Genomic DNA, 16751 nt, shown 5'->3' on the forward strand with positions numbered 1-16751 from the left:
TATGAGAAAAGAAGTTATCGTAGTTTCGGCAGCCTTGGCGTTTTCGCTATGTGCCTTCGTCGCTTGCAAGGGCGGGCCCCCGGCCGGCGAATCGGAAGCGGTCGCTAGCGTGGGGGACGCGGTCCTCACGGCCGACGACCTCGACCGCCTCGACGAAGACCAGCATAAGGTTAAAATGCCCACGTATCTTACGAAGGAAGAACTGATGGAGGAGTGGATACGGAGCGAGTTGCTATACCAGCAGGCGCTCGAGGATGAAATTGATAAGGAAACGGTATGCGCGTGGCGGTTGCGTAACAGCGCCAAGGGCGTGGTTATCCAACGCTTTTGGGAGATTAACATCTACGAAAAGTACGCCGACGTGAGCGACGAGGAAGCGCTGAAGTGGTACGAGGAGAACAAAGACGAGAAGTACCGCGCGAAGACCACCGGCGTCTGGCTGCGGCGTATCCTTTTAAATTCGAAGGAGGACGCCGATAAAGTTATGCAGCGCCTCGAGGGCGGCGAAGATTTCGTAAAGATCGCGAGCACCGAATCGGTAACGCCCGAGAAATTGGAGGCGGGGAGCATGGGTTACCGTCGTATGGAAGACGTGAGCCCGGCATACCGCGCCGACGTCGCGAAGATGAAAAGGGGAGAAATCGCGGGGCCCTTCAAGCTCGCCAATTTCTACGTCATAGTCAAGCTGGAGGACCGCGTCGACGCGGGCGGTTACCTGAAGCCGGTGGGCATCGGCATGGAAGCGCTGCGCGACCGGGCGAAAATAGCTCTGTGGCGGGAGACGGCCAACGGTATAGGTACGGACCTCGAAGCGGCCGCCGACATCGAGCGCCACCCGGAACGCATCCACGAGGAAGCCGTCGATATGGCTTTGGGCGAGGAGTATCGCAAAGGGGCGCCGGCCGAGGCGAAATAAGTGGACCGGGACTTGGAATCGGTTCAGGAGGCGCGCGACAAAATCCGGGCCGGCCGGCGGGCGGCCGCGGCGTTCGCCACTTTCGACCAGGCCGCGACGGACCGCATCGTTGCGGCTATGGCCCGCGCCGCGGAGGGTGCCGCCGACGAGCTCGCGCGCCGGGCCGCGGCGGAAACCGGCTTCGGCGTCGTCGAGCATAAAACTTTAAAAAACCTCTTCGCCGCGCGCGACGTTTACCGATACATTAAAGATTTAAAGACCTGCGACGTAATCGCCGAGGACCCCGCCCGAGGTATCGTCGAAATCGCGGTTCCCGTCGGCCTTATAGCCGGCGTAACGCCCGTCACGAATCCCACTTCCACCATTATCTATAAGGCCCTTATCTCGCTGAAAGCCCGCAACGCCGTGGTCTTCTCGCCGCACCCGGGGGCGCTCGAGTGCTCGCTGGAGGCGGCGCGCTTGATGGCCCAGGCCGCGGTTTCGGCCGGCGCGCCGGAGGGCGTCATAGGTTGTTTGACCCAACCCACGGCCGAAGCCGCGCGCGAGATAATGAGCCATCCCGACGTGGACTTAATACTCGCGACCGGCGGGATGGCTATGGTGCGGGCGGCCTATTCTTCCGGGAAGCCCGCGTACGGCGTCGGCCCGGGTAACGTACCGGCGTACGTCGACCGCAGCGCCGACGTCGCGCACGCCGTGTCGTGCATCGTCGAGTCGAAGACCTTCGACAACGGCGTGATCTGCTCGTCGGAGCAAGCGGTGGTGTGCGACGCGCCGGCCCGCTCGGCCGCGGTCCGGGAGTTCGAACGCGCCGGGTGCGTCTTCCTTACCGACGAACAGAAGGACGCGGTCGCCGCGGTGCTCGACGACAACGGCAAGCTCAACAACGCCGTCGTGGGGCAACCGGCGGCGCGCGTCGCCGCGATGGCGGGGTTGGACGTGCCGGCCGACGCGAAGATTCTTATAGGTTTCGAGGACCGCGTGGGCCGCGACGTGCCGTTCTCCTGGGAAAAAATTTCGCCCGTGCTCGCGTGGTACGACGTCCCGGATTGGGTGAAGGGGTGCGAGCGCTGCCTGGATATCCTGGCCAACGGCGGCATGGGCCATACGCTGGCCGTCCACGCGCGGGACGAGCAGGTCATCCGCGAGTTCGGCCTCCGCAAGCCGGTGTTCCGCGTCGTCGTCAACACGCCCGCTTCGCAGGGCGCTATAGGCTTGACTACCAACCTGGCGCCCGCGCTGACGCTGGGCTGCGGGACCCTCGGCGGCAACATCACGTCCGACAACATCACGCCGATGCACCTGCTGCATATAAAGAGGGTGGCTTCCGGCCGACCCCGGGAGGGAATCGAACCGAACGGGTTAACCTCTCCCGGCGCGGCGCAGAGCGCGGGCAAACCCGCCGCGGCCGCCGACCCGAACCTTGTCGAGCGCGTGGTCGAAGAAGTCCTGCGCGAGTTGGAGCGGGGGGGAAGCTAAGTGGTCCTCGCGGTTCGGCGTTTGGTCAACGCGTTTCGGCGGCGGCCGCTGGATTTGCATATTTTCTGCCTAATCCTTTTCGTGGTGGGCGCGGTTTTCGTATTCGGTTATCAGTTCAAGGTATTCTGGGACGTTGTAATAATGGACCGTACGCCGCTGGAGGGGACGCCCGTATTTCAAGCGTTGACGGGGATGACCCTCCTGACCGACCTGCTGTGGTCTCCGTTTCTGGTCGCGGCCGCCGTCGGCATCTGGGCCTATCGCGACTGGGGACGGCGCTTGGGGTTTATAGTCGGCGGCATTTTGGCGTATATGGGGATGCAGGGATTGTTATTCTTCCCTCTCGCGCGGCGGTTCGGCGTAGACGCCGTCGAGGATTTTACGAGGTATTACGATTTTACGGCCTATATGGCATATTATACGATTTACGCCGTAGTGGGTTTTACGATGATTTTTTATTTATGGTTTCGAAAGGTGCAGTTCCGCGAGATACTGGATTAAGAGGTCTTAATAATTCGGTGAACGTGGGCAACCTATCTTTACCTCGACGCGAAAGGAGCGAGGATGCCTACTAGGACGGAGATGGCGCTGGGGATGATCGAGACCCGGGGCGTAGTGGCGGCGATCGAGGCCGCGGATGCGATGTTGAAGGCCGCGAACGTGCGGCTTATGGATAAGGTTCGCGTCGGCGGCGGCCTGGTGAGCGTGATGGTACGGGGCGAAACCGGGGCCGTGAAGGCCGCGACCGAAGCGGGCGCCGCGGCCGCCGCGAAGATCGGCGAGCTTGTCTCGGTTCACGTAATCCCTCGTCCCGACGACGCCGTGGAGTTTATATTGCCGGAGGAAGTCGGGCCGGCTAAGAAGGCTTAACCCGAGGTAAACGTCCATGGCCGCCGACGGTCAAGAGGCTTTGGTCCGGGCGGCGACTTCGGCGGTTTTGGCTCGATTGCGGGCCGACGCCGTCCGAACGTTTGAGGCGCGCGTGGGGGTTTCGGGCCGCCACGTGCACTTGACGCCCGGGGACCTGGCGACGCTGTTCGGCCCGGGCGCCGAACTCTCCGTACGTGCGCCTCTCGTCCAGCCCGGTCAATTCAGCGCCGACCAGTTCGTCGCGGTCGTGGGGCCGTGCGCTTCCATCCCCCACGTCCGCGTCGTAGGGCCCGCGCGTCCGGAGACGGTGGTGGAGCTGCTGTATAGCGACCTGGAAACGCTCGGCCTGGGCGGCGACGTACGCGCCGGCGAACGCTTCGCCGTCGTTTTGGCCGGGCCGGCGAGTGTCGTCCGCCTGCCGGAGGGAGGCGTAGTTGCGCGGCGCCATTTGCACGCGGCGCCCGCCGACGCCGAACGTTATGGCCTTGCCGACGGCGGCAACGTCTCGGCCGCGGTGGGCGCGCCGGGACGGCGCGTTACCTTCGGCGACGTTTTGGTAAGGGTTGGCGAAAATGCCGCGCTCGAGCTCCACGTCGACCGGGACGAGGCCAACGCCTGCAGCGCCCGCACCGGCGACGTCGCGACGATAGTAGTTGGAGGCGCGCCAACGGCGAGGCCCGCGGGCGGCACGTCTTCGCGCCGGCCTACGCGCCCGTTGATAACGGAAGAGGACGTAGTCGAGGCCTACCGCGCGGGGACGGTCCCGTCGTTATCCGGAGCGATTCTAACGCCGTACGCCCGGGACGCGGTGCGGAAATACTTCCCGGAGTTGCTTAAAAGTTCATAGTAAGTTATAATTAACGAATGGCGGGAAATTCCGCCGATGTATAGCCGTCCGAAGAAGGTATTCGCGGGCCGCGGCTCCCGCGTCGATGCGTACGTCGCTGCGCAATCGGGGTAACGATGATATGATGCGTATCGCGGAAGTTGTAGGCAGCGTTTGGGCGACGCGAAAGGTCGAGAGCGTACGCGCGTTAAAAATGCTGCTCGTACGGCCGCTTGACGGAGACCTTAAACGGACGACCGAGCTGTGGGTAGCCGCCGACGTCGTGGACGCGGGCGTAGGCGATCGCGTCTTAGTGGCCGTGGGTCGGGCGGCGCGGCTCGCCGTCGGCGACGACGCCGCGGCCGTCTCGGCGGCCGTCGTGGGCGTCGTAGATTCGGTGGACGTGCCGGCTTAAAACTTGAGATGGGCCTCGTCGAGACGGTAAGAGAAGCGGGCGTAGTGGGGGCGGGCGGCGCCGGCTTTCCCGCCCACGTGAAGTATAAATGCGGGGCGGACGTTCTCATTATCAACGGCGCGGAGTGCGAGCCGCTTTCCCATAAAGACGAAGCCATCCTGAAGGCCCGGGCCGCGGATATCGTAGTGGGCGCCGCGGCGCTCCGCGACGAGCTCGGCGCGGGCGAAGTAATACTCGCGGTCAAGGAAGCGCGCGCCCGCGAGCTCGCCGGCCTGTACGGCGGCGTGAAGGTCCATCCTCTCGCGGAGACCTATCCCGCGGGCGACGAGGCCGTCCTGGTGTACGACGTTACCGGCCGGCGGGTGCCGGCGGCGGGCGTTCCGCCCGACGTCGGCGTCGTGGTATCGAACGCCGAGACGGTGCTCAACGTCGCCCGGGCGACGCGCGGTAAGCGCGCGGAGACCACCTGGCTGGCCGTGGGCGGCGCGGTAGCGGAACCTTTCGTCGCGGAAGTACCGCTGGGAACGCCGGCCTCTTTTTTACTAGAGGAGGCCGGGGGCGCGACGGCGCCCGATTACGTCGTCTTCGACGGCGGCCCTATGATGGGGGAAGAGATAGACGCCGAGCAATACGGTGCGAAGCTGACGACCGGCCTTATTATGGTTTTGCCGACGGACCATCCCGTCGTCGGGCGGGCGCGCCTGCCGCTGGAGCACGTCAGGACCGTCGCCGGCAGCGCCTGTACGCAGTGCCGCGACTGTACGGAGCTTTGCCCGCGGTACCTTCTGGGTTACGACGTTACGCCTCACCTCTCGATGCGGCGCTTCTTTACGTGGGGGGAGGAGGCCGAGCCCTCGTTCTTCGCGAACGCCGCGGGGTGTACCGGTTGCGGCCTGTGCGAGCTGTACGCGTGTCCGATGGCCATATCGCCGCGGCGGGTGCAGAACTACCTTCGCGGCCGGCTTCGCGACGCGGAGAAGGGTGAGGGGCTGGGGGAGGTCCACGCGGACCGCCCGGGCCGCAACGTACCGGCGAGCCGTTTGAAAAAGCGCATAGACGTGGCGGCGTACGACCGGCCGGCGCCGGCACGCGAGCTGCGAGCCGAGCCGCGTCGCGTCGTACTAGACGTTACGCAGCCCTACGCCCCCGCGCCGGCCGTTCTCGTGAAGGAAGGGGACCGCGTCGAGGCCGGGCAAAAAATCGCGGCGCCGCCGGCGGGCGATGATTCGGGCGTGCCGGTATACGCCGGCGTGACGGGCCGGGTGGCGGCGGCCGATGCACATAGAGTAATAATAGACCGTACGCAGGCCGCGTAAAGCGCCGGTGGCTAAGGAGATGTTTCCTATGTGGAGGAAGACGGCCCTGCTAATCGCCGTGCTGGCCGCGGCCGCGGCGGCTTACGAAAAACCCGAGCTCGAGAAAGCGGACATCGACCCCGAAGACCTCGCGAGGTTCAAGGAAGCGTACACTTTCTATCTTGACGGCATCGGGTTCGAAAAAGAGGGGTCGTGGGTTTCGGCAAGCCAGGCCTACCGCAAGGCGGTCGAAATTTACCGTAATTACCCGGACGCTTTGTACGGCCTGGGCCGAATGGCGTTGCGGCTCGGCCGTTTGGACGAAGCGGAAGACGCGCTGCGCGAAGCGCTAACGTTGAAACCGGAATTGCATCAGGCGCATACCGAGTTGGGGAGCGTCCATTACCGGCGGGGCGATTACAACAAAGCGGCGTTGGAATATAAGGACGCCCTGAAGCACGACCCCGACGACGCCGTAACGCGCTACAATTTGGGGAACGCGTACCGTAATCTCGACAAGCCGAAGGACGCGCTCGAGGAATACGAAAAAGCGCTCAAGCGGGAACCGGACTACGTGGATTGCTACTACAATATGGCGCTGGCGTACGAGGACTTGGGTAAAGTCGAGGAAGCGATAGCGGCGTACGATAAATTCATAGAAATGGCGGGCGACGACCCGGACCAACAGGAATGGGTGAACCGGGCGAAGGAATACAAACAGAGTTTGAGAGAGGGAGAGAAGGGCGAGTAATTGGCGCCGCGCGAAGAGGCCATCGGTTTGGTAGAATTCTCGTCTATCGCCCGCGGCATCGAGGCGGTGGACGCGATGGTTAAGGAGGCCGAAGTGCGGCTCTTGGCATCGCGGACGTCGTGCTCCGGGAAATACATAGGGCTCGTCGCGGGCGCGGTGGCGGCGGTCAAATCGGCGGTCGCCGCCGGCAGAGAAATGGGCCGGGGGCATTACGTCGATGACCTCGTAATCCCCAACGTCCACGAGCAAGTGATGGCGGCCGCGGCCGGGACGGTGGTCGTACCCGAGAACGCCGCGTTGGGGGTCGTGGAGACGTTCTCTCTCGCCTCCTCGCTGTTGGCCGCGGACGCCGCGGTGAAGGCGGCGCCGGTCACGCTGGTCGAGGTCAGGCTTGGGACCGGCATCGGCGGCAAAGGTTTTACGACTATGGTGGGAGAGACGGCGGCCGTCGCCGCGGCGGTGGCGGCGGGCGCCGCGGAAGCGGCCAGGCGCGGCCTGTTGGTCGCGACCGCCGTTATTCCGGCTCCCTATCAGGAAGTGCTGGACAAACTAATTTAAGGAACCGACCGGTTGCGATATGGCACTTAAAGAGATAATAAACGTCAGCGGCAAACACCTCGGTTACTTCGAGGCGTGGTGTAAAGCGTGCGGCATATGCATCGCGCTGTGCCCCAAGCACGTCTTCGATACCGGCACCGACGGCAAGCCGATATTGGCGCGGCCGCAGGACTGCATAAACTGCGGCACGTGCGAGATAATGTGCCCCGATTTCGCCATCGGGTGGTACATGGACCCGCTGCACGACGAGGAGCTGAAGGAAGCGCACAAGCGCGGCACCGAAGACGAGTGGGCCAAGCATAGATAAAGCCTTTCCCGTTTGGCGTATTCGTAAGCGACGAAGGAAGTGAAACTTATATAGATGGTTTTGATGCAAGGCAACGAAGCGATTACCCGGGGAGCGCTCGACGCCGGCGTGCGCTTTTTCGCCGGTTACCCCATTACGCCTTCCACCGAAATAGCCGAGATAATGTCGGTGGAGCTTCCGAAGGTGGGGGGGAAGTTCCTTCAGATGGAGGACGAGATCGGCTCGCTGGCCGCGGTCATCGGCGCGTCGCTCACCGGCGTGAAGGCGATGACGGCCACCAGCGGCCCCGGCTTCTCGCTTATGCAGGAGAACCTCGGCTACGCGTACATGACGGAAGTCCCGTGCCTGGTGGTCAACGTGATGCGCGGCGGCCCGAGCACCGGCCTGCCCACTCATCCCTCCCAGGGCGACGTCATGCAGGCGCGGTGGGGCACCCACGGCGACCACCCGGCCATAGTGTTGGCGCCTTCGTCGGTCCTCGATTGCTACGTATTGACGGTGCGGGCGATCAACCTCGCCGAGCGGTTCCGCACGCCGGTAATACTCTTGCCCGACGAAGTCGTGGCGCACATGCGCGAAGACGTGACGCTGCCCAAAAAGGTCGACGTCGTGGACCGCGAGGCGCCCCACGTCCCGCCCGAGTGGTACTACCCGTACGACGATTCCACCACCGACGTCGGGCCCCTCGCGCCCTTCGGCACCGGCTTCCGCTTCCACGTTACGGGCCTTACGCACGACCGCGCGGGCTTCGCCACTACGGTCCCGGCCGAAGTCGACCGCGCCATCCGCAACCTCAAACGCAAGATGGACCGGTTCCGGCTCGATATTATTCAGGTAGAACGAGTACACTTGACCGACGCCGAGGTGGTCGTGGCGGCCTACGGCATTTGCGCGCGGTCCGCCGAGGCCGCGGTATTGCAGGCTCGCGCCCAGGGCTACCGCGCCGGTTTCGTAAATTTAAAAACGATCTGGCCTTTCTGTTTTAAATTGATGCAGCGCGTCGCGGATACCGCGAAAGCCATCATCGTGCCCGAGTTGAACCTGGGGCAGCTCGTCCGCGAGTTCGAACGCGCGGTATGCGGCCGCACCCAGGTGGTGCCCATAAGCCGCGTGGACGGCGAGGCTATCACGCCGCGCCAGATCCTGGACGTGATCGCCGAGCTCGCCCGGCCGGGAGGAACAACCTAGTGGAGACAGCCCGCGAACTAAACCCTTCGGAGCTGATGCACGAGTACCTGCGTCAGAAGAAAAAGTTCCCGCACATCTGGTGCTCGGGCTGCGGCATCGGTACTACCATGGGCGCCGTAATCCGCGCCATCGCCGACTGCGAGCTCGACCGCGACCGCGTCGTCATGGTTTCGGGCATAGGGTGTAGTTCCCGTATGCCCATATACGTCGACTTCAACACGCTGCATACTACGCACGGCCGGCCCATCGCGTTCGCCACCGGAATCAAGTTGGCTCGCCCCGAGTTGGAGGTAATCGTTATAACGGGCGACGGCGACGCCGCGGCCATCGGCGGGAATCATTTGATCCACGCCTGCCGCCGGAATATTAACCTGACGGTGGTTTGTATAAACAACAGCATCTACGGCATGACCGGGGGACAGGCATCGCCGACCACGCCCCAGGGCAGGGTCGCGTCCACCGCCCGCTACGGCGACTTCGAGCGGGCGTTCGACCTGTGCGACCTGACCGCCGGCGCCGGCGCGGCCTTCGTCGCGCGGGGCGCGGTGTACTACGCCCGCCAGCTCGAGAAACTCGTCGCGCAGGCGATACGCAAGAAGGGCTTCGCCTTCGTCGAGGTCGTATCGCAGTGCCCGACGTATTACGGCCGGTTCAACAAGTTCAAATCGCCGGTGGAGATGTTATATTGGCAGCGCGATAACACGGTGAACGTCAAGGCCGTGGCCAAGATGAAACCGGAGGAGTTGGAAGGGAAATTGCTCACGGGTGTCCTGGCCGACCGCGAATACCCGGAGTTCACCGAATTGTACGATAAGTTGATAGCCGACCTCGCCGCGGGGAGGAAATGATGGTCGTAGTGAGATTTGCGGGCTACGGCGGCCAGGGATTGCTGACGGCGGGTTTGATACTCGCAGACGCCGCCGCCGTGTACGATAAAAAGAAAGTCATCCAAACGCAGAGTTACGGCGCGGAGGCTCGGGGCGGCGCCAGCCGGTCGGACGTCATCATATCCGACGAGGACATCGTCTTCCCCAAGCCCGACCACCTCGACATCCTCGTGGCCATGAACCAGCTTTCGGTCGACAAGTACTCCTCGGCGTTGGCGGAAGGCGGTACGCTTATAGCGGACGCGACGTTCGTCACGACGGTGACGTTCCCCGACTTCTACCTCATCCCGTTCACCGATATCGCCAGGGAGAAGTTGGGCCGGGAAATAGTGGCCAACGTCGTAGCGTTGGGCGCGCTGGTGGAACTCAAAGGCGTGGTTTCGAAGAAGGCCGCGGCCCGGGCGCTCGAGCAGCGGATACCCCAAGCGGCGTTGGACGTGAACCGTAAAGCTTTGGAAGAAGGTTTCAAGGCGGCCCGCAAAGCCGCGGCCGCCCGGGAAAAAGCGGTGGCCGATTACGATATTGTATAACGCGAGAGGTGTATGGAAAAGACGCTCTTCATGGTAAAGCCGGATGCGGTGGCGCGCGGCCTGGTAGGCGAAATCGTCGCCGCTATGGAGCGCGAAGGTTTTATTATCGAGCGGCTCGAGCTGCAGCACTTCGAGCGCGCCAAGGCCGAAACCTTCTACGACGTGCACCGTGACAAGCCTTTTTTCGGAAGCTTAGTCGAGTACGTTACGTCGGGGCCGGTCGTCGCGATGGTCCTCGGCGGCGACGCCGCTATTACCCGGGTGCGGGAGCTTATGGGCGCGACGGACCCGGCGCAGGCCGCCGCCGGCACCATACGGCGTAAGTACGGCGAGTCTATAGAACGCAACGCCGTCCACGGCTCGGACAGTCCAACCTCGGCGGCGTACGAAATCGCCGTCGTCTTCGGAGCGCCGTGAGCGCGGCGGCGTCGCGTTGGAACGTCCCGAACGCGCTCACGCTCGCGCGGCTGCCGCTGGCGGCGGTCGGCGCTTATTTCCTGTGGCGTAAAGAATTTATCGGCGTCGCGGCCGGCTTCCTGGTCGCCGCGGCCTTGACCGATATCTTAGACGGCCTCGTCGCCCGGGCGATGGGCCAAATAACGGACTTCGGCAAGAAGCTCGACCCGGTGGTGGACAAGGCGGCCATCGCCGGCGTCGGCCTGATTCTGGCGTTGAAGTACGGCGTGCCGTGGTGGATCTTCGCCGCCGCGGTGGCGCGCGACGCAGCCATAATTATTTCGGCATCGCTCGTGATTTCCCGCCGGCGCGTCGTCATACCGGCGAATTTTTGGGGCAAGGCCGCGGCCGCGCTTATGGTTTGTTACGGCGTTGCCGTCGTGCTGTCCGCGGCGTGGTGGCTCACGACGCTGCTGTTGTGGCTCGTCTTGGCGGCGATAATAGTTTCGTCGGCGTCGTACGGATACGATTTCTACCGGGCTCTGGCCCGGAAGGGGCAACCGTCGGCCTGAATCCCGGCCGGGATAACCGTTCATTTCAAGGAGTAGAGGTATCAGATGGGTTTTAAGATTCTTGCTCGCGACGACATCACGTCGGAGTCGGTGCGTATGGTGGTCGCGGCGCCCCACATCGCCCGGAAATGCGAACCGGGCCAATTTATTATCCTGCGGTTGGACGACAAGGGCGAGAGGATCCCGCTCACCATCGCCGATTTCGACCGCGACGCGGGGACCGTTACCATCATATTCCAAAAGGTCGGAAAGACCACGTTCCACCTGGCGACGTTCCGGGAGGGCGACGAGATATCCGATTTCGTCGGCCCGCTAGGCCGGCATTTGGACCTGGGCCGATTGGGGACCGTGGCGTGCCTGGGCGGCGGCCTCGGTATTGCGCCCATTTACCCGAAGGTCCGGGCGCTCAAGGCCGGCGGCAACTACGTCGTGTCCGTCATCGGCGCGCGCCGCAAAGACCTCGTTATTCTCGAGGAGGAGATGCGGGCCCACAGCGACGAGGTTTTCGTGACGACGGACGACGGCTCGTACGGCCTGTACGGCTTCGTAACGGACCAGCTTAAGTTGCTGCTCGAAGAAGGGCGGAAATTCGATACCTGTCTGGCGGTGGGGCCCATACCGATGATGCAGGCGGTATGCAAGCTTACGGCCGAACACGACCTGCCCACGTTGGTTAGTTTGGATACGATTATGGTGGACGGGACCGGAATGTGCGGCTCGTGCCGCGTTACGGTGGGCGGCGAGACGAAGTTCACGTGCGTGGACGGGCCCGTCTTCGACGGGCACGGCGTTGACTGGGTAGAGGCGAGAGGACGCCAGTGCCGTTACGTCCCCCAGGAAAAACAAGCCCTCGAGCGTTTCGAGAAGGAGCGAGGTTCGAAGTGATGGCCGGAAACGGGAACAAGGAAAAACCTGCCAAGAAGAAAATCATACCTGAGAAATTCCCTATGCCGGAACAGCCGCCGGCCGAACGCACCCGCAACTTCAAGGAAGTGCCGTACGGATACGACGTCGAGACGGCGGTCAAAGAGGCTGCGCGGTGCTTGCAATGTAAGAAGCCGGTATGTATAGGTGGTTGCCCTGTAGAGATCGATATTCCGGCCTTCGTAAAGGCCATCGCGAACGAAGATTTCGCCGAGGCCATCCGGGTTATGAAGGCGTACAATAATCTCCCCGCGGTTTGCGGCCGGGTATGCCCGCAGGAGGACCAGTGCGAGAAGGTATGCGTCCTCGCGAAGAAGTTTGAGCCGGTCGCGATAGGCCGCCTGGAGCGCTTCATCGCCGACTACGACTACGAACATAACGTCGCGCCCCCCACGGAAATAGCGGCCGCCAAGGGCAAGAAGGTCGCGGTAGTGGGCTCGGGGCCGGCGGGCCTTACGGCGGCGGGCGACCTTGCGCGCATGGGTTACGGCGTCACGCTGTACGAGGCGTTCCACGCGACGGGCGGCGTCCTCCGGTACGGCATCCCGGAGTTCCGCCTTCCGAAGGCCATCCTCGACCAGGAAGTCGAATACGTTAAGAGCCTGGGCGTTAAGGTCGAGTGCAACATGGTTATTGGTAAGGTATTCACAATAAAAGAGTTGTTAGGCGAGCTCGGCTTCGAAGCAGCGTTCATCGGCACCGGCGCCGGCCTGCCGCGGTGGATGAAAGTCCCCGGCGAGAACCTGATCGGCGTATATTCCGCCAACGAGTGGCTGACGCGTATCAATCTGATGCGGGCCTTCGAGTTCCCGGAATACGACACGCCGATTTGGGCCGGCAAGAACGTCGCCGTTATCGGCGGCGGCAACACGGCGATGGATTCGGTACGCACCGCGCTTCGGATGGGCGCCGAGAAGGCGACTATTTACTACCGACGCAGCGAGAAAGAGATGCCGGCGCGTAACGAGGAGATCCACCATGCCCGGGAGGAGGGCGTGCAGTTCGACTTCCTCGTAGCGCCGGACCGCGTCCTGGGTACCGACGACGGCTGGGTCCGCGGCATGGAGCTTTGCCGGATGGAGTTGGGCGAGCCCGACGAGAGCGGCCGCTGTCGCCCCGTGCGGTGCGAGGGGTCCCAGCTCGAGGTCGAATGCGACATGGTAGTCGTGGCCGTGGGGACGTACCCCAACCCCATCATCCCGGAGACGACGCCCGAGCTCGAGCTTACGAAGTGGGGTACCATAAAAGTCGACGAGGAAACGGGGATGACGAGCGTCCCCGGCGTCTTCGCCGGCGGCGACATCGTCACCGGCGGCGCGACCGTCATCTCGGCCATGGGCGCCGGCAAACAGGCCGCGCGCGGCGTCGACGCGTACCTCGCCGGTAAATAGGAAGGGTCGGCGGTGGGAGGGGCTTTAGCGGTCCTTCTGCGGGATATCGTCCTCGGGCTCGAGTCGGTCCTCTTCCCGTCGCGATGCCGGGCGTGCGGCGCCGAACTCGACGGCCGCGCCCGGCTTTTATGCCCGACGTGTCGGGACGATATGACGGCGCCGCTCCCCGGTGATTGGCGGGAGGCGTGTCTGTTGGGCGGCGGGGACGGGCCGCGGTTCGCGCCCCGCCCGTACGACGGGCCGGCGGGCGAGGCGGTGCGCCTTTTGAAGTTCGGCGGCAAGAAGAGGATGGCGCCGTTGTTGGCGGAGGCGGTTGGGCCGCTGGCGGCGGCGCTCAAAGAACGTTACCAACTGGATACCTTGGTCCCGGTGCCCCTTCACCCGCGGCGGCGACGAGAGCGGCGTTTCAATCAGGCCGAGGAAATCGGAAGCCTCGTAGCGGCCGCCGTGGGTTTGGAGTTCCGGCGGCGCGGCCTGGCGCGAACGAAGTATACCAGGCCGCAAGTGGAACTCACGGGCAAAGAGCGGCGTACGAACGTCCGCGGCGCTTTCGCCGCGCGCGAGGATTTTTCCGGGAAAGGGGTTTTGTTGCTCGACGACGTCATAACGACCGGCGCGACGGTACGCGAGTGCGCGGCCGTCTTACGTAACGCGGGCGCCGGCGCCGTGGTAGCTTTGGCCGCCGCGGGTGCCGGTTTGTAAGGTACGTTTTCGATATGCGGGTGAAAAAATTCCTGATTTGGCTCGGCGTCGCCGTCGTTCTCTTCGTGTGCCTTATCGGCTCGTGTTTGCTGGCCGCGTTTTCGCTGTCGGAGGCGGGCCGCGAAATTGCCGGCGACGCGTGGCGCGAGGCCGGAAAAATCGGCCGCGAAGAGGAGACGCCGTCCGCCAACGAGACGTACGAGTTGTCGTTCGACGAAGACGGAACGGCCCATTTCTACGGCCGCGGCCTGGAGCTCACGTTGCCGCCGGACTACGAAGTTAAGACACCTGAAGGGCGTCCGGAGGAGGCGTCGTTTTTCGAGTATTTCCTGGAGAGCGCCGACGGCCGCACGCAAATCCGCCTCCGGCGCGAAGGGGACGTCCCGGGCGAGAGTTTCTGGTACGGCGGCGACAGGAAGTTGTTGTTCGCGCACGCCCGGGGGTACGCGGAGGGCATAGCGGGAAAGGCCGCGGTGGAGGCGGCGCCGCTCGCGTACGTAGCGCCGTCGGCCCTCGAGGCGAACCTGGCCGACGTGGGCGTCGAGGGTTGTTACCGGTATAAGGCCGAGGCGCGCGAGCGCCGGCGGTACGACGGCGAGTATTTCGTCTTCGTCGGCCGGGGCTACGACAACGTCGTGTTGATGTCGGTCGCGTTTAAGCCGTTTTCGCGCGAGAGGGCGTTGGCGCGGGGCCGCGAGTTGGTTGCCGCGCTGCGGTTCAACTAGCGCAGATAAGCCGGGTAAATGGCAGGCCATAAGGTAGACTGGACCGACGAACGACACCGCCGCATCATCGAGGAGCAGCGGAAGTTCATTTGGACGCCCGAACAGCTCGAGCGGCTCGCGGCGTGGATAGGTTTCGAGGCCGGGGGGACGATGCTCGACCTCGGCTGCGGCTACGGTTATATCGGCCGGACGTACGCGCCGTTCATTTCTCCCGGCGGCCGCGTCGTCGGCGTCGACCGCGAAGTCGCCTTGCTCGAGGAGGCGCGGGCGCGGGCGGCGGAACAGAGTAACGGATGCGTATTCGACTTCGCCTGCGGCGGTGCGTACGCGGTTCCGCTGGCCGACGGCGCGGTGGACGTGGCGTTCTGCCAGACGCTTTTGATGCATTTGGCGGAACCCGAACGATGCCTGGCCGAGATGGTGCGCGTAGTGCGGCCGGGGGGCGTAGTCGTGTGCAACGAGCCGGACAATTCGCCGGGAGGATATGCGTACGTTTCTACCTATAAGCTGGAATTCGAGGACGTCCTGGAGGAAGCGAGGGCGGGGTGGACGTCGTATTTCGGCCGCAAGGCGCGAGGCCTGGGCGACTCGGCCGTAGGGACTCACATTCCCGAGATGATGCATCGACTCGGCCTCGTCGATATCGACGGCCGCCAAAACGAAAAAGTGTATTTCCTCGTTCCGCCCTACGATACGCCGGTCCAAAAGCACTTCAAGAGGATGATCGTCGAAAACTTCCAACGGCGGGAGGAGTGGAAAGAGGAAATCCTCGAAAACTATCTCGCCGGCGGAGGGAAGGCGGAGGAGTTCGAGCGCTTGTGGGATAAATGGGGCGAGCGGGGAAGGGACATGGTGGCGGCATTGGAGCGCGGCGATTTCTTTATAGCGGGCGCCGGCAACTTCTATATCTTCACCGGCCGAAAACCCGAGAAATGAAATTACGCGTTGCGGCTCCCCGCATTTTTTGTTATATTCCCGCGCAATCATCCGCAAGCCCCCCTTATTTTAAGGAGGCGTTTTATTATGGCGATTAAAGTAGGTATCAACGGCTTCGGCCGGATAGGCCGGCAGGTCTTCCGCATTATGGCCGAGCGCGGCGGCTTCGACGTCGTCGCCGTCAACGACCTCACCGACGCGGCGACGCTGGCGCACCTGTTGAAGTACGACTCGGTCCACGGCCGCTTCGACGCCGACGTCGCCGTAGACGGGGACGACATCGTCGTCGACGGCGACCGCCTTAAAGTGTTGGCCGAGAAGGACCCGGCGAAGTTACCCTGGAAGGACCTAGGCGCCGAAATCGTTATCGAGTCCACCGGGAAGTTCCGCGACCGCGAGAACGCGTCGAAGCACCTCGCCGGCGGCGCCAAGCGCGTGCTGATAAGCGCGCCGGCCAAGGAGCCGGACTGGACCGTCGTACTGGGCGTGAACGGCGACGACTACGACCCGGATAAACATTTCATCATCTCCAACGCGAGCTGCACTACGAACTGCCTGGCGCCGGTGGCGAAGGTCCTCCTGGATAACTTCGGCGTCGAGTCCGGCATTATGACCACCATCCACGCCTACACCAACGACCAGCGCATACTCGACTTCCCCCATAAAGACCTCCGGCGGGCGCGGGCCGCGGCCGTCTCGATGATACCGACGACGACGGGCGCCGCCAAGGCCATCGGCGACGTCATCCCCGAGCTCAAGGGGAAGCTGGACGGCTTCGCCGTCCGCGTGCCGACGCCCAACGTCTCGCTCGTCGATTTGACCGTCGTGGTCGAAAAAGACGGCGACGCCGGCGCGGTCAACGACGCCATGCGCGCCGCCGCGGCCGGGCCGATGAAGGGGATACTCGAGGTGTCGGACGAGCCGCTGGTCTCGATAGATTATAACCACACCTCCGCGTCGGCGACGGTGGACGCGGCGCTGACGAAGGTTTTAAACAAACGCCTCGTCAAGGTGATAGCCTGGTACGACAACGAGTGGGGTTACTCCGCGCGGCTGGTCGACCTGGCCGCCAAGGTGGGGTAG

Annotated in this window: 21 protein-coding genes; all 21 read left to right on the top strand. The window is 63.7% G+C overall.

Annotation, left to right across the window (positions count from 1 at the left end):
• The first annotated feature begins 1 nt into the window (after position 1).
• The 21 genes from VMX79_00825 (at position 2) to gap (ending at position 16751) form a co-directional block, all read left to right on the top strand.
• On the top strand, positions 2 to 916 hold the full coding sequence (locus tag VMX79_00825) for a peptidyl-prolyl cis-trans isomerase (GenBank protein ID HUV85638.1): 915 nt from the start codon (positions 2 to 4) through the stop codon (positions 914 to 916).
• Positions 917 to 2395 (top strand): aldehyde dehydrogenase family protein, encoded by a 1479-nt coding sequence (locus tag VMX79_00830; GenBank protein HUV85639.1) that lies wholly within the window; start codon positions 917 to 919, stop codon positions 2393 to 2395.
• On the top strand, positions 2396 to 2896 hold the full coding sequence (locus VMX79_00835; GenBank protein ID HUV85640.1) for a hypothetical protein: 501 nt from the start codon (positions 2396 to 2398) through the stop codon (positions 2894 to 2896).
• Between the two features lie 63 nt (positions 2897 to 2959).
• The gene (locus VMX79_00840) at positions 2960 to 3265 is read left to right on the top strand and encodes a BMC domain-containing protein (protein ID HUV85641.1); all 306 of its coding nucleotides are present in this window, start codon (positions 2960 to 2962) and stop codon (positions 3263 to 3265) included.
• Positions 3266 to 3281: 16 nt separating this feature from the next.
• Positions 3282 to 4112 (top strand): PduL/EutD family phosphate acyltransferase, encoded by an 831-nt coding sequence (locus VMX79_00845; protein HUV85642.1) that lies wholly within the window; start codon positions 3282 to 3284, stop codon positions 4110 to 4112.
• A gap of 121 nt (positions 4113 to 4233) precedes the next feature.
• Complete coding sequence (locus VMX79_00850) at positions 4234 to 4506, top strand: EutN/CcmL family microcompartment protein (protein HUV85643.1); 273 nt, start codon at positions 4234 to 4236, stop codon at positions 4504 to 4506.
• Positions 4507 to 4514: 8 nt separating this feature from the next.
• On the top strand, positions 4515 to 5822 hold the full coding sequence (locus VMX79_00855) for a 4Fe-4S dicluster domain-containing protein (protein HUV85644.1): 1308 nt from the start codon (positions 4515 to 4517) through the stop codon (positions 5820 to 5822).
• A gap of 28 nt (positions 5823 to 5850) precedes the next feature.
• A complete protein-coding gene (locus VMX79_00860) occupies positions 5851 to 6552 on the top strand; it encodes a tetratricopeptide repeat protein (protein HUV85645.1) in 702 nt (233 codons plus the stop codon).
• Positions 6553 to 7110, top strand: coding sequence for a BMC domain-containing protein (locus VMX79_00865; GenBank protein HUV85646.1), 558 nt, complete (start codon positions 6553 to 6555; stop codon positions 7108 to 7110). It abuts the gene before it with no gap.
• A gap of 19 nt (positions 7111 to 7129) precedes the next feature.
• Complete coding sequence (locus VMX79_00870) at positions 7130 to 7417, top strand: 4Fe-4S dicluster domain-containing protein (GenBank protein ID HUV85647.1); 288 nt, start codon at positions 7130 to 7132, stop codon at positions 7415 to 7417.
• 54 nt (positions 7418 to 7471) lie between these two features.
• Positions 7472 to 8605: a 2-oxoacid:acceptor oxidoreductase subunit alpha gene (locus VMX79_00875; protein ID HUV85648.1), complete on the top strand. Its 1134-nt coding sequence runs from the start codon at positions 7472 to 7474 to the stop codon at positions 8603 to 8605.
• Between the two features lie 35 nt (positions 8606 to 8640).
• Complete coding sequence (locus VMX79_00880; GenBank protein ID HUV85649.1) at positions 8641 to 9453, top strand: 2-oxoacid:ferredoxin oxidoreductase subunit beta; 813 nt, start codon at positions 8641 to 8643, stop codon at positions 9451 to 9453.
• Entirely contained in the window at positions 9450 to 10022 is a 573-nt protein-coding gene (locus VMX79_00885) for a 2-oxoacid:acceptor oxidoreductase family protein (GenBank protein ID HUV85650.1), read from the top strand. Before VMX79_00880 ends, VMX79_00885 begins: the two co-directional genes overlap by 4 nt.
• A 12-nt stretch (positions 10023 to 10034) precedes the next feature.
• Positions 10035 to 10439: a nucleoside-diphosphate kinase gene (gene ndk / locus VMX79_00890; GenBank protein ID HUV85651.1), complete on the top strand. Its 405-nt coding sequence runs from the start codon at positions 10035 to 10037 to the stop codon at positions 10437 to 10439.
• Positions 10436 to 10990: a CDP-alcohol phosphatidyltransferase family protein gene (locus tag VMX79_00895; GenBank protein HUV85652.1), complete on the top strand. Its 555-nt coding sequence runs from the start codon at positions 10436 to 10438 to the stop codon at positions 10988 to 10990. The genes ndk and VMX79_00895 overlap by 4 nt, the downstream gene beginning before the upstream one ends.
• 45 nt (positions 10991 to 11035) lie before the next feature.
• A complete protein-coding gene (locus tag VMX79_00900) occupies positions 11036 to 11875 on the top strand; it encodes a sulfide/dihydroorotate dehydrogenase-like FAD/NAD-binding protein (GenBank protein ID HUV85653.1) in 840 nt (279 codons plus the stop codon).
• On the top strand, positions 11875 to 13305 hold the full coding sequence (gene gltA / locus VMX79_00905) for an NADPH-dependent glutamate synthase (GenBank protein HUV85654.1): 1431 nt from the start codon (positions 11875 to 11877) through the stop codon (positions 13303 to 13305). Before VMX79_00900 ends, gltA begins: the two co-directional genes overlap by 1 nt.
• Before the next feature lie 12 nt (positions 13306 to 13317).
• Positions 13318 to 14007, top strand: a complete 690-nt coding sequence (locus VMX79_00910) for a ComF family protein (GenBank protein ID HUV85655.1) — start codon at positions 13318 to 13320, stop codon at positions 14005 to 14007.
• Positions 14008 to 14021: 14 nt separating this feature from the next.
• The gene (locus VMX79_00915; protein HUV85656.1) at positions 14022 to 14732 is read left to right on the top strand and encodes a hypothetical protein; all 711 of its coding nucleotides are present in this window, start codon (positions 14022 to 14024) and stop codon (positions 14730 to 14732) included.
• A gap of 18 nt (positions 14733 to 14750) precedes the next feature.
• Complete coding sequence (locus VMX79_00920) at positions 14751 to 15668, top strand: methyltransferase domain-containing protein (GenBank protein ID HUV85657.1); 918 nt, start codon at positions 14751 to 14753, stop codon at positions 15666 to 15668.
• Between the two features lie 87 nt (positions 15669 to 15755).
• Complete coding sequence (gene gap / locus VMX79_00925; protein HUV85658.1) at positions 15756 to 16751, top strand: type I glyceraldehyde-3-phosphate dehydrogenase; 996 nt, start codon at positions 15756 to 15758, stop codon at positions 16749 to 16751.

It is taken from the genome of bacterium, assembly GCA_035529855.1.
In the GTDB taxonomy this organism is placed as follows: Bacteria; RBG-13-66-14; B26-G2; order WVWN01; family WVWN01; genus WVWN01.

Excerpts from the sequence above, each read along its gene's own strand:
- gltA (HUV85654.1), top strand. The coding sequence starts at position 11,875 with ATGGCCGGAAACGGGAACAAGGAAAAACCTGCCAAGAAGAAAATCATA.
- ndk (HUV85651.1), top strand. The coding sequence starts at position 10,035 with ATGGAAAAGACGCTCTTCATGGTAAAGCCGGATGCGGTGGCGCGCGGC.
- VMX79_00825 (HUV85638.1), top strand. The coding sequence starts at position 2 with ATGAGAAAAGAAGTTATCGTAGTTTCGGCAGCCTTGGCGTTTTCGCTA.
- VMX79_00870 (HUV85647.1), top strand. The coding sequence starts at position 7,130 with ATGGCACTTAAAGAGATAATAAACGTCAGCGGCAAACACCTCGGTTAC.
- VMX79_00875 (HUV85648.1), top strand. The coding sequence starts at position 7,472 with ATGGTTTTGATGCAAGGCAACGAAGCGATTACCCGGGGAGCGCTCGAC.
- VMX79_00860 (HUV85645.1), top strand. The coding sequence starts at position 5,851 with ATGTGGAGGAAGACGGCCCTGCTAATCGCCGTGCTGGCCGCGGCCGCG.
- VMX79_00850 (HUV85643.1), top strand. The coding sequence starts at position 4,234 with ATGATGCGTATCGCGGAAGTTGTAGGCAGCGTTTGGGCGACGCGAAAG.
- VMX79_00900 (HUV85653.1), top strand. The coding sequence starts at position 11,036 with ATGGGTTTTAAGATTCTTGCTCGCGACGACATCACGTCGGAGTCGGTG.
- VMX79_00885 (HUV85650.1), top strand. The coding sequence starts at position 9,450 with ATGATGGTCGTAGTGAGATTTGCGGGCTACGGCGGCCAGGGATTGCTG.
- VMX79_00920 (HUV85657.1), top strand. The coding sequence starts at position 14,751 with ATGGCAGGCCATAAGGTAGACTGGACCGACGAACGACACCGCCGCATC.
- gap (HUV85658.1), top strand. The coding sequence starts at position 15,756 with ATGGCGATTAAAGTAGGTATCAACGGCTTCGGCCGGATAGGCCGGCAG.
- VMX79_00855 (HUV85644.1), top strand. The coding sequence starts at position 4,515 with ATGGGCCTCGTCGAGACGGTAAGAGAAGCGGGCGTAGTGGGGGCGGGC.
- VMX79_00840 (HUV85641.1), top strand. The coding sequence starts at position 2,960 with ATGCCTACTAGGACGGAGATGGCGCTGGGGATGATCGAGACCCGGGGC.
- VMX79_00845 (HUV85642.1), top strand. The coding sequence starts at position 3,282 with ATGGCCGCCGACGGTCAAGAGGCTTTGGTCCGGGCGGCGACTTCGGCG.
- VMX79_00880 (HUV85649.1), top strand. The coding sequence starts at position 8,641 with ATGCACGAGTACCTGCGTCAGAAGAAAAAGTTCCCGCACATCTGGTGC.
- VMX79_00915 (HUV85656.1), top strand. The coding sequence starts at position 14,022 with ATGCGGGTGAAAAAATTCCTGATTTGGCTCGGCGTCGCCGTCGTTCTC.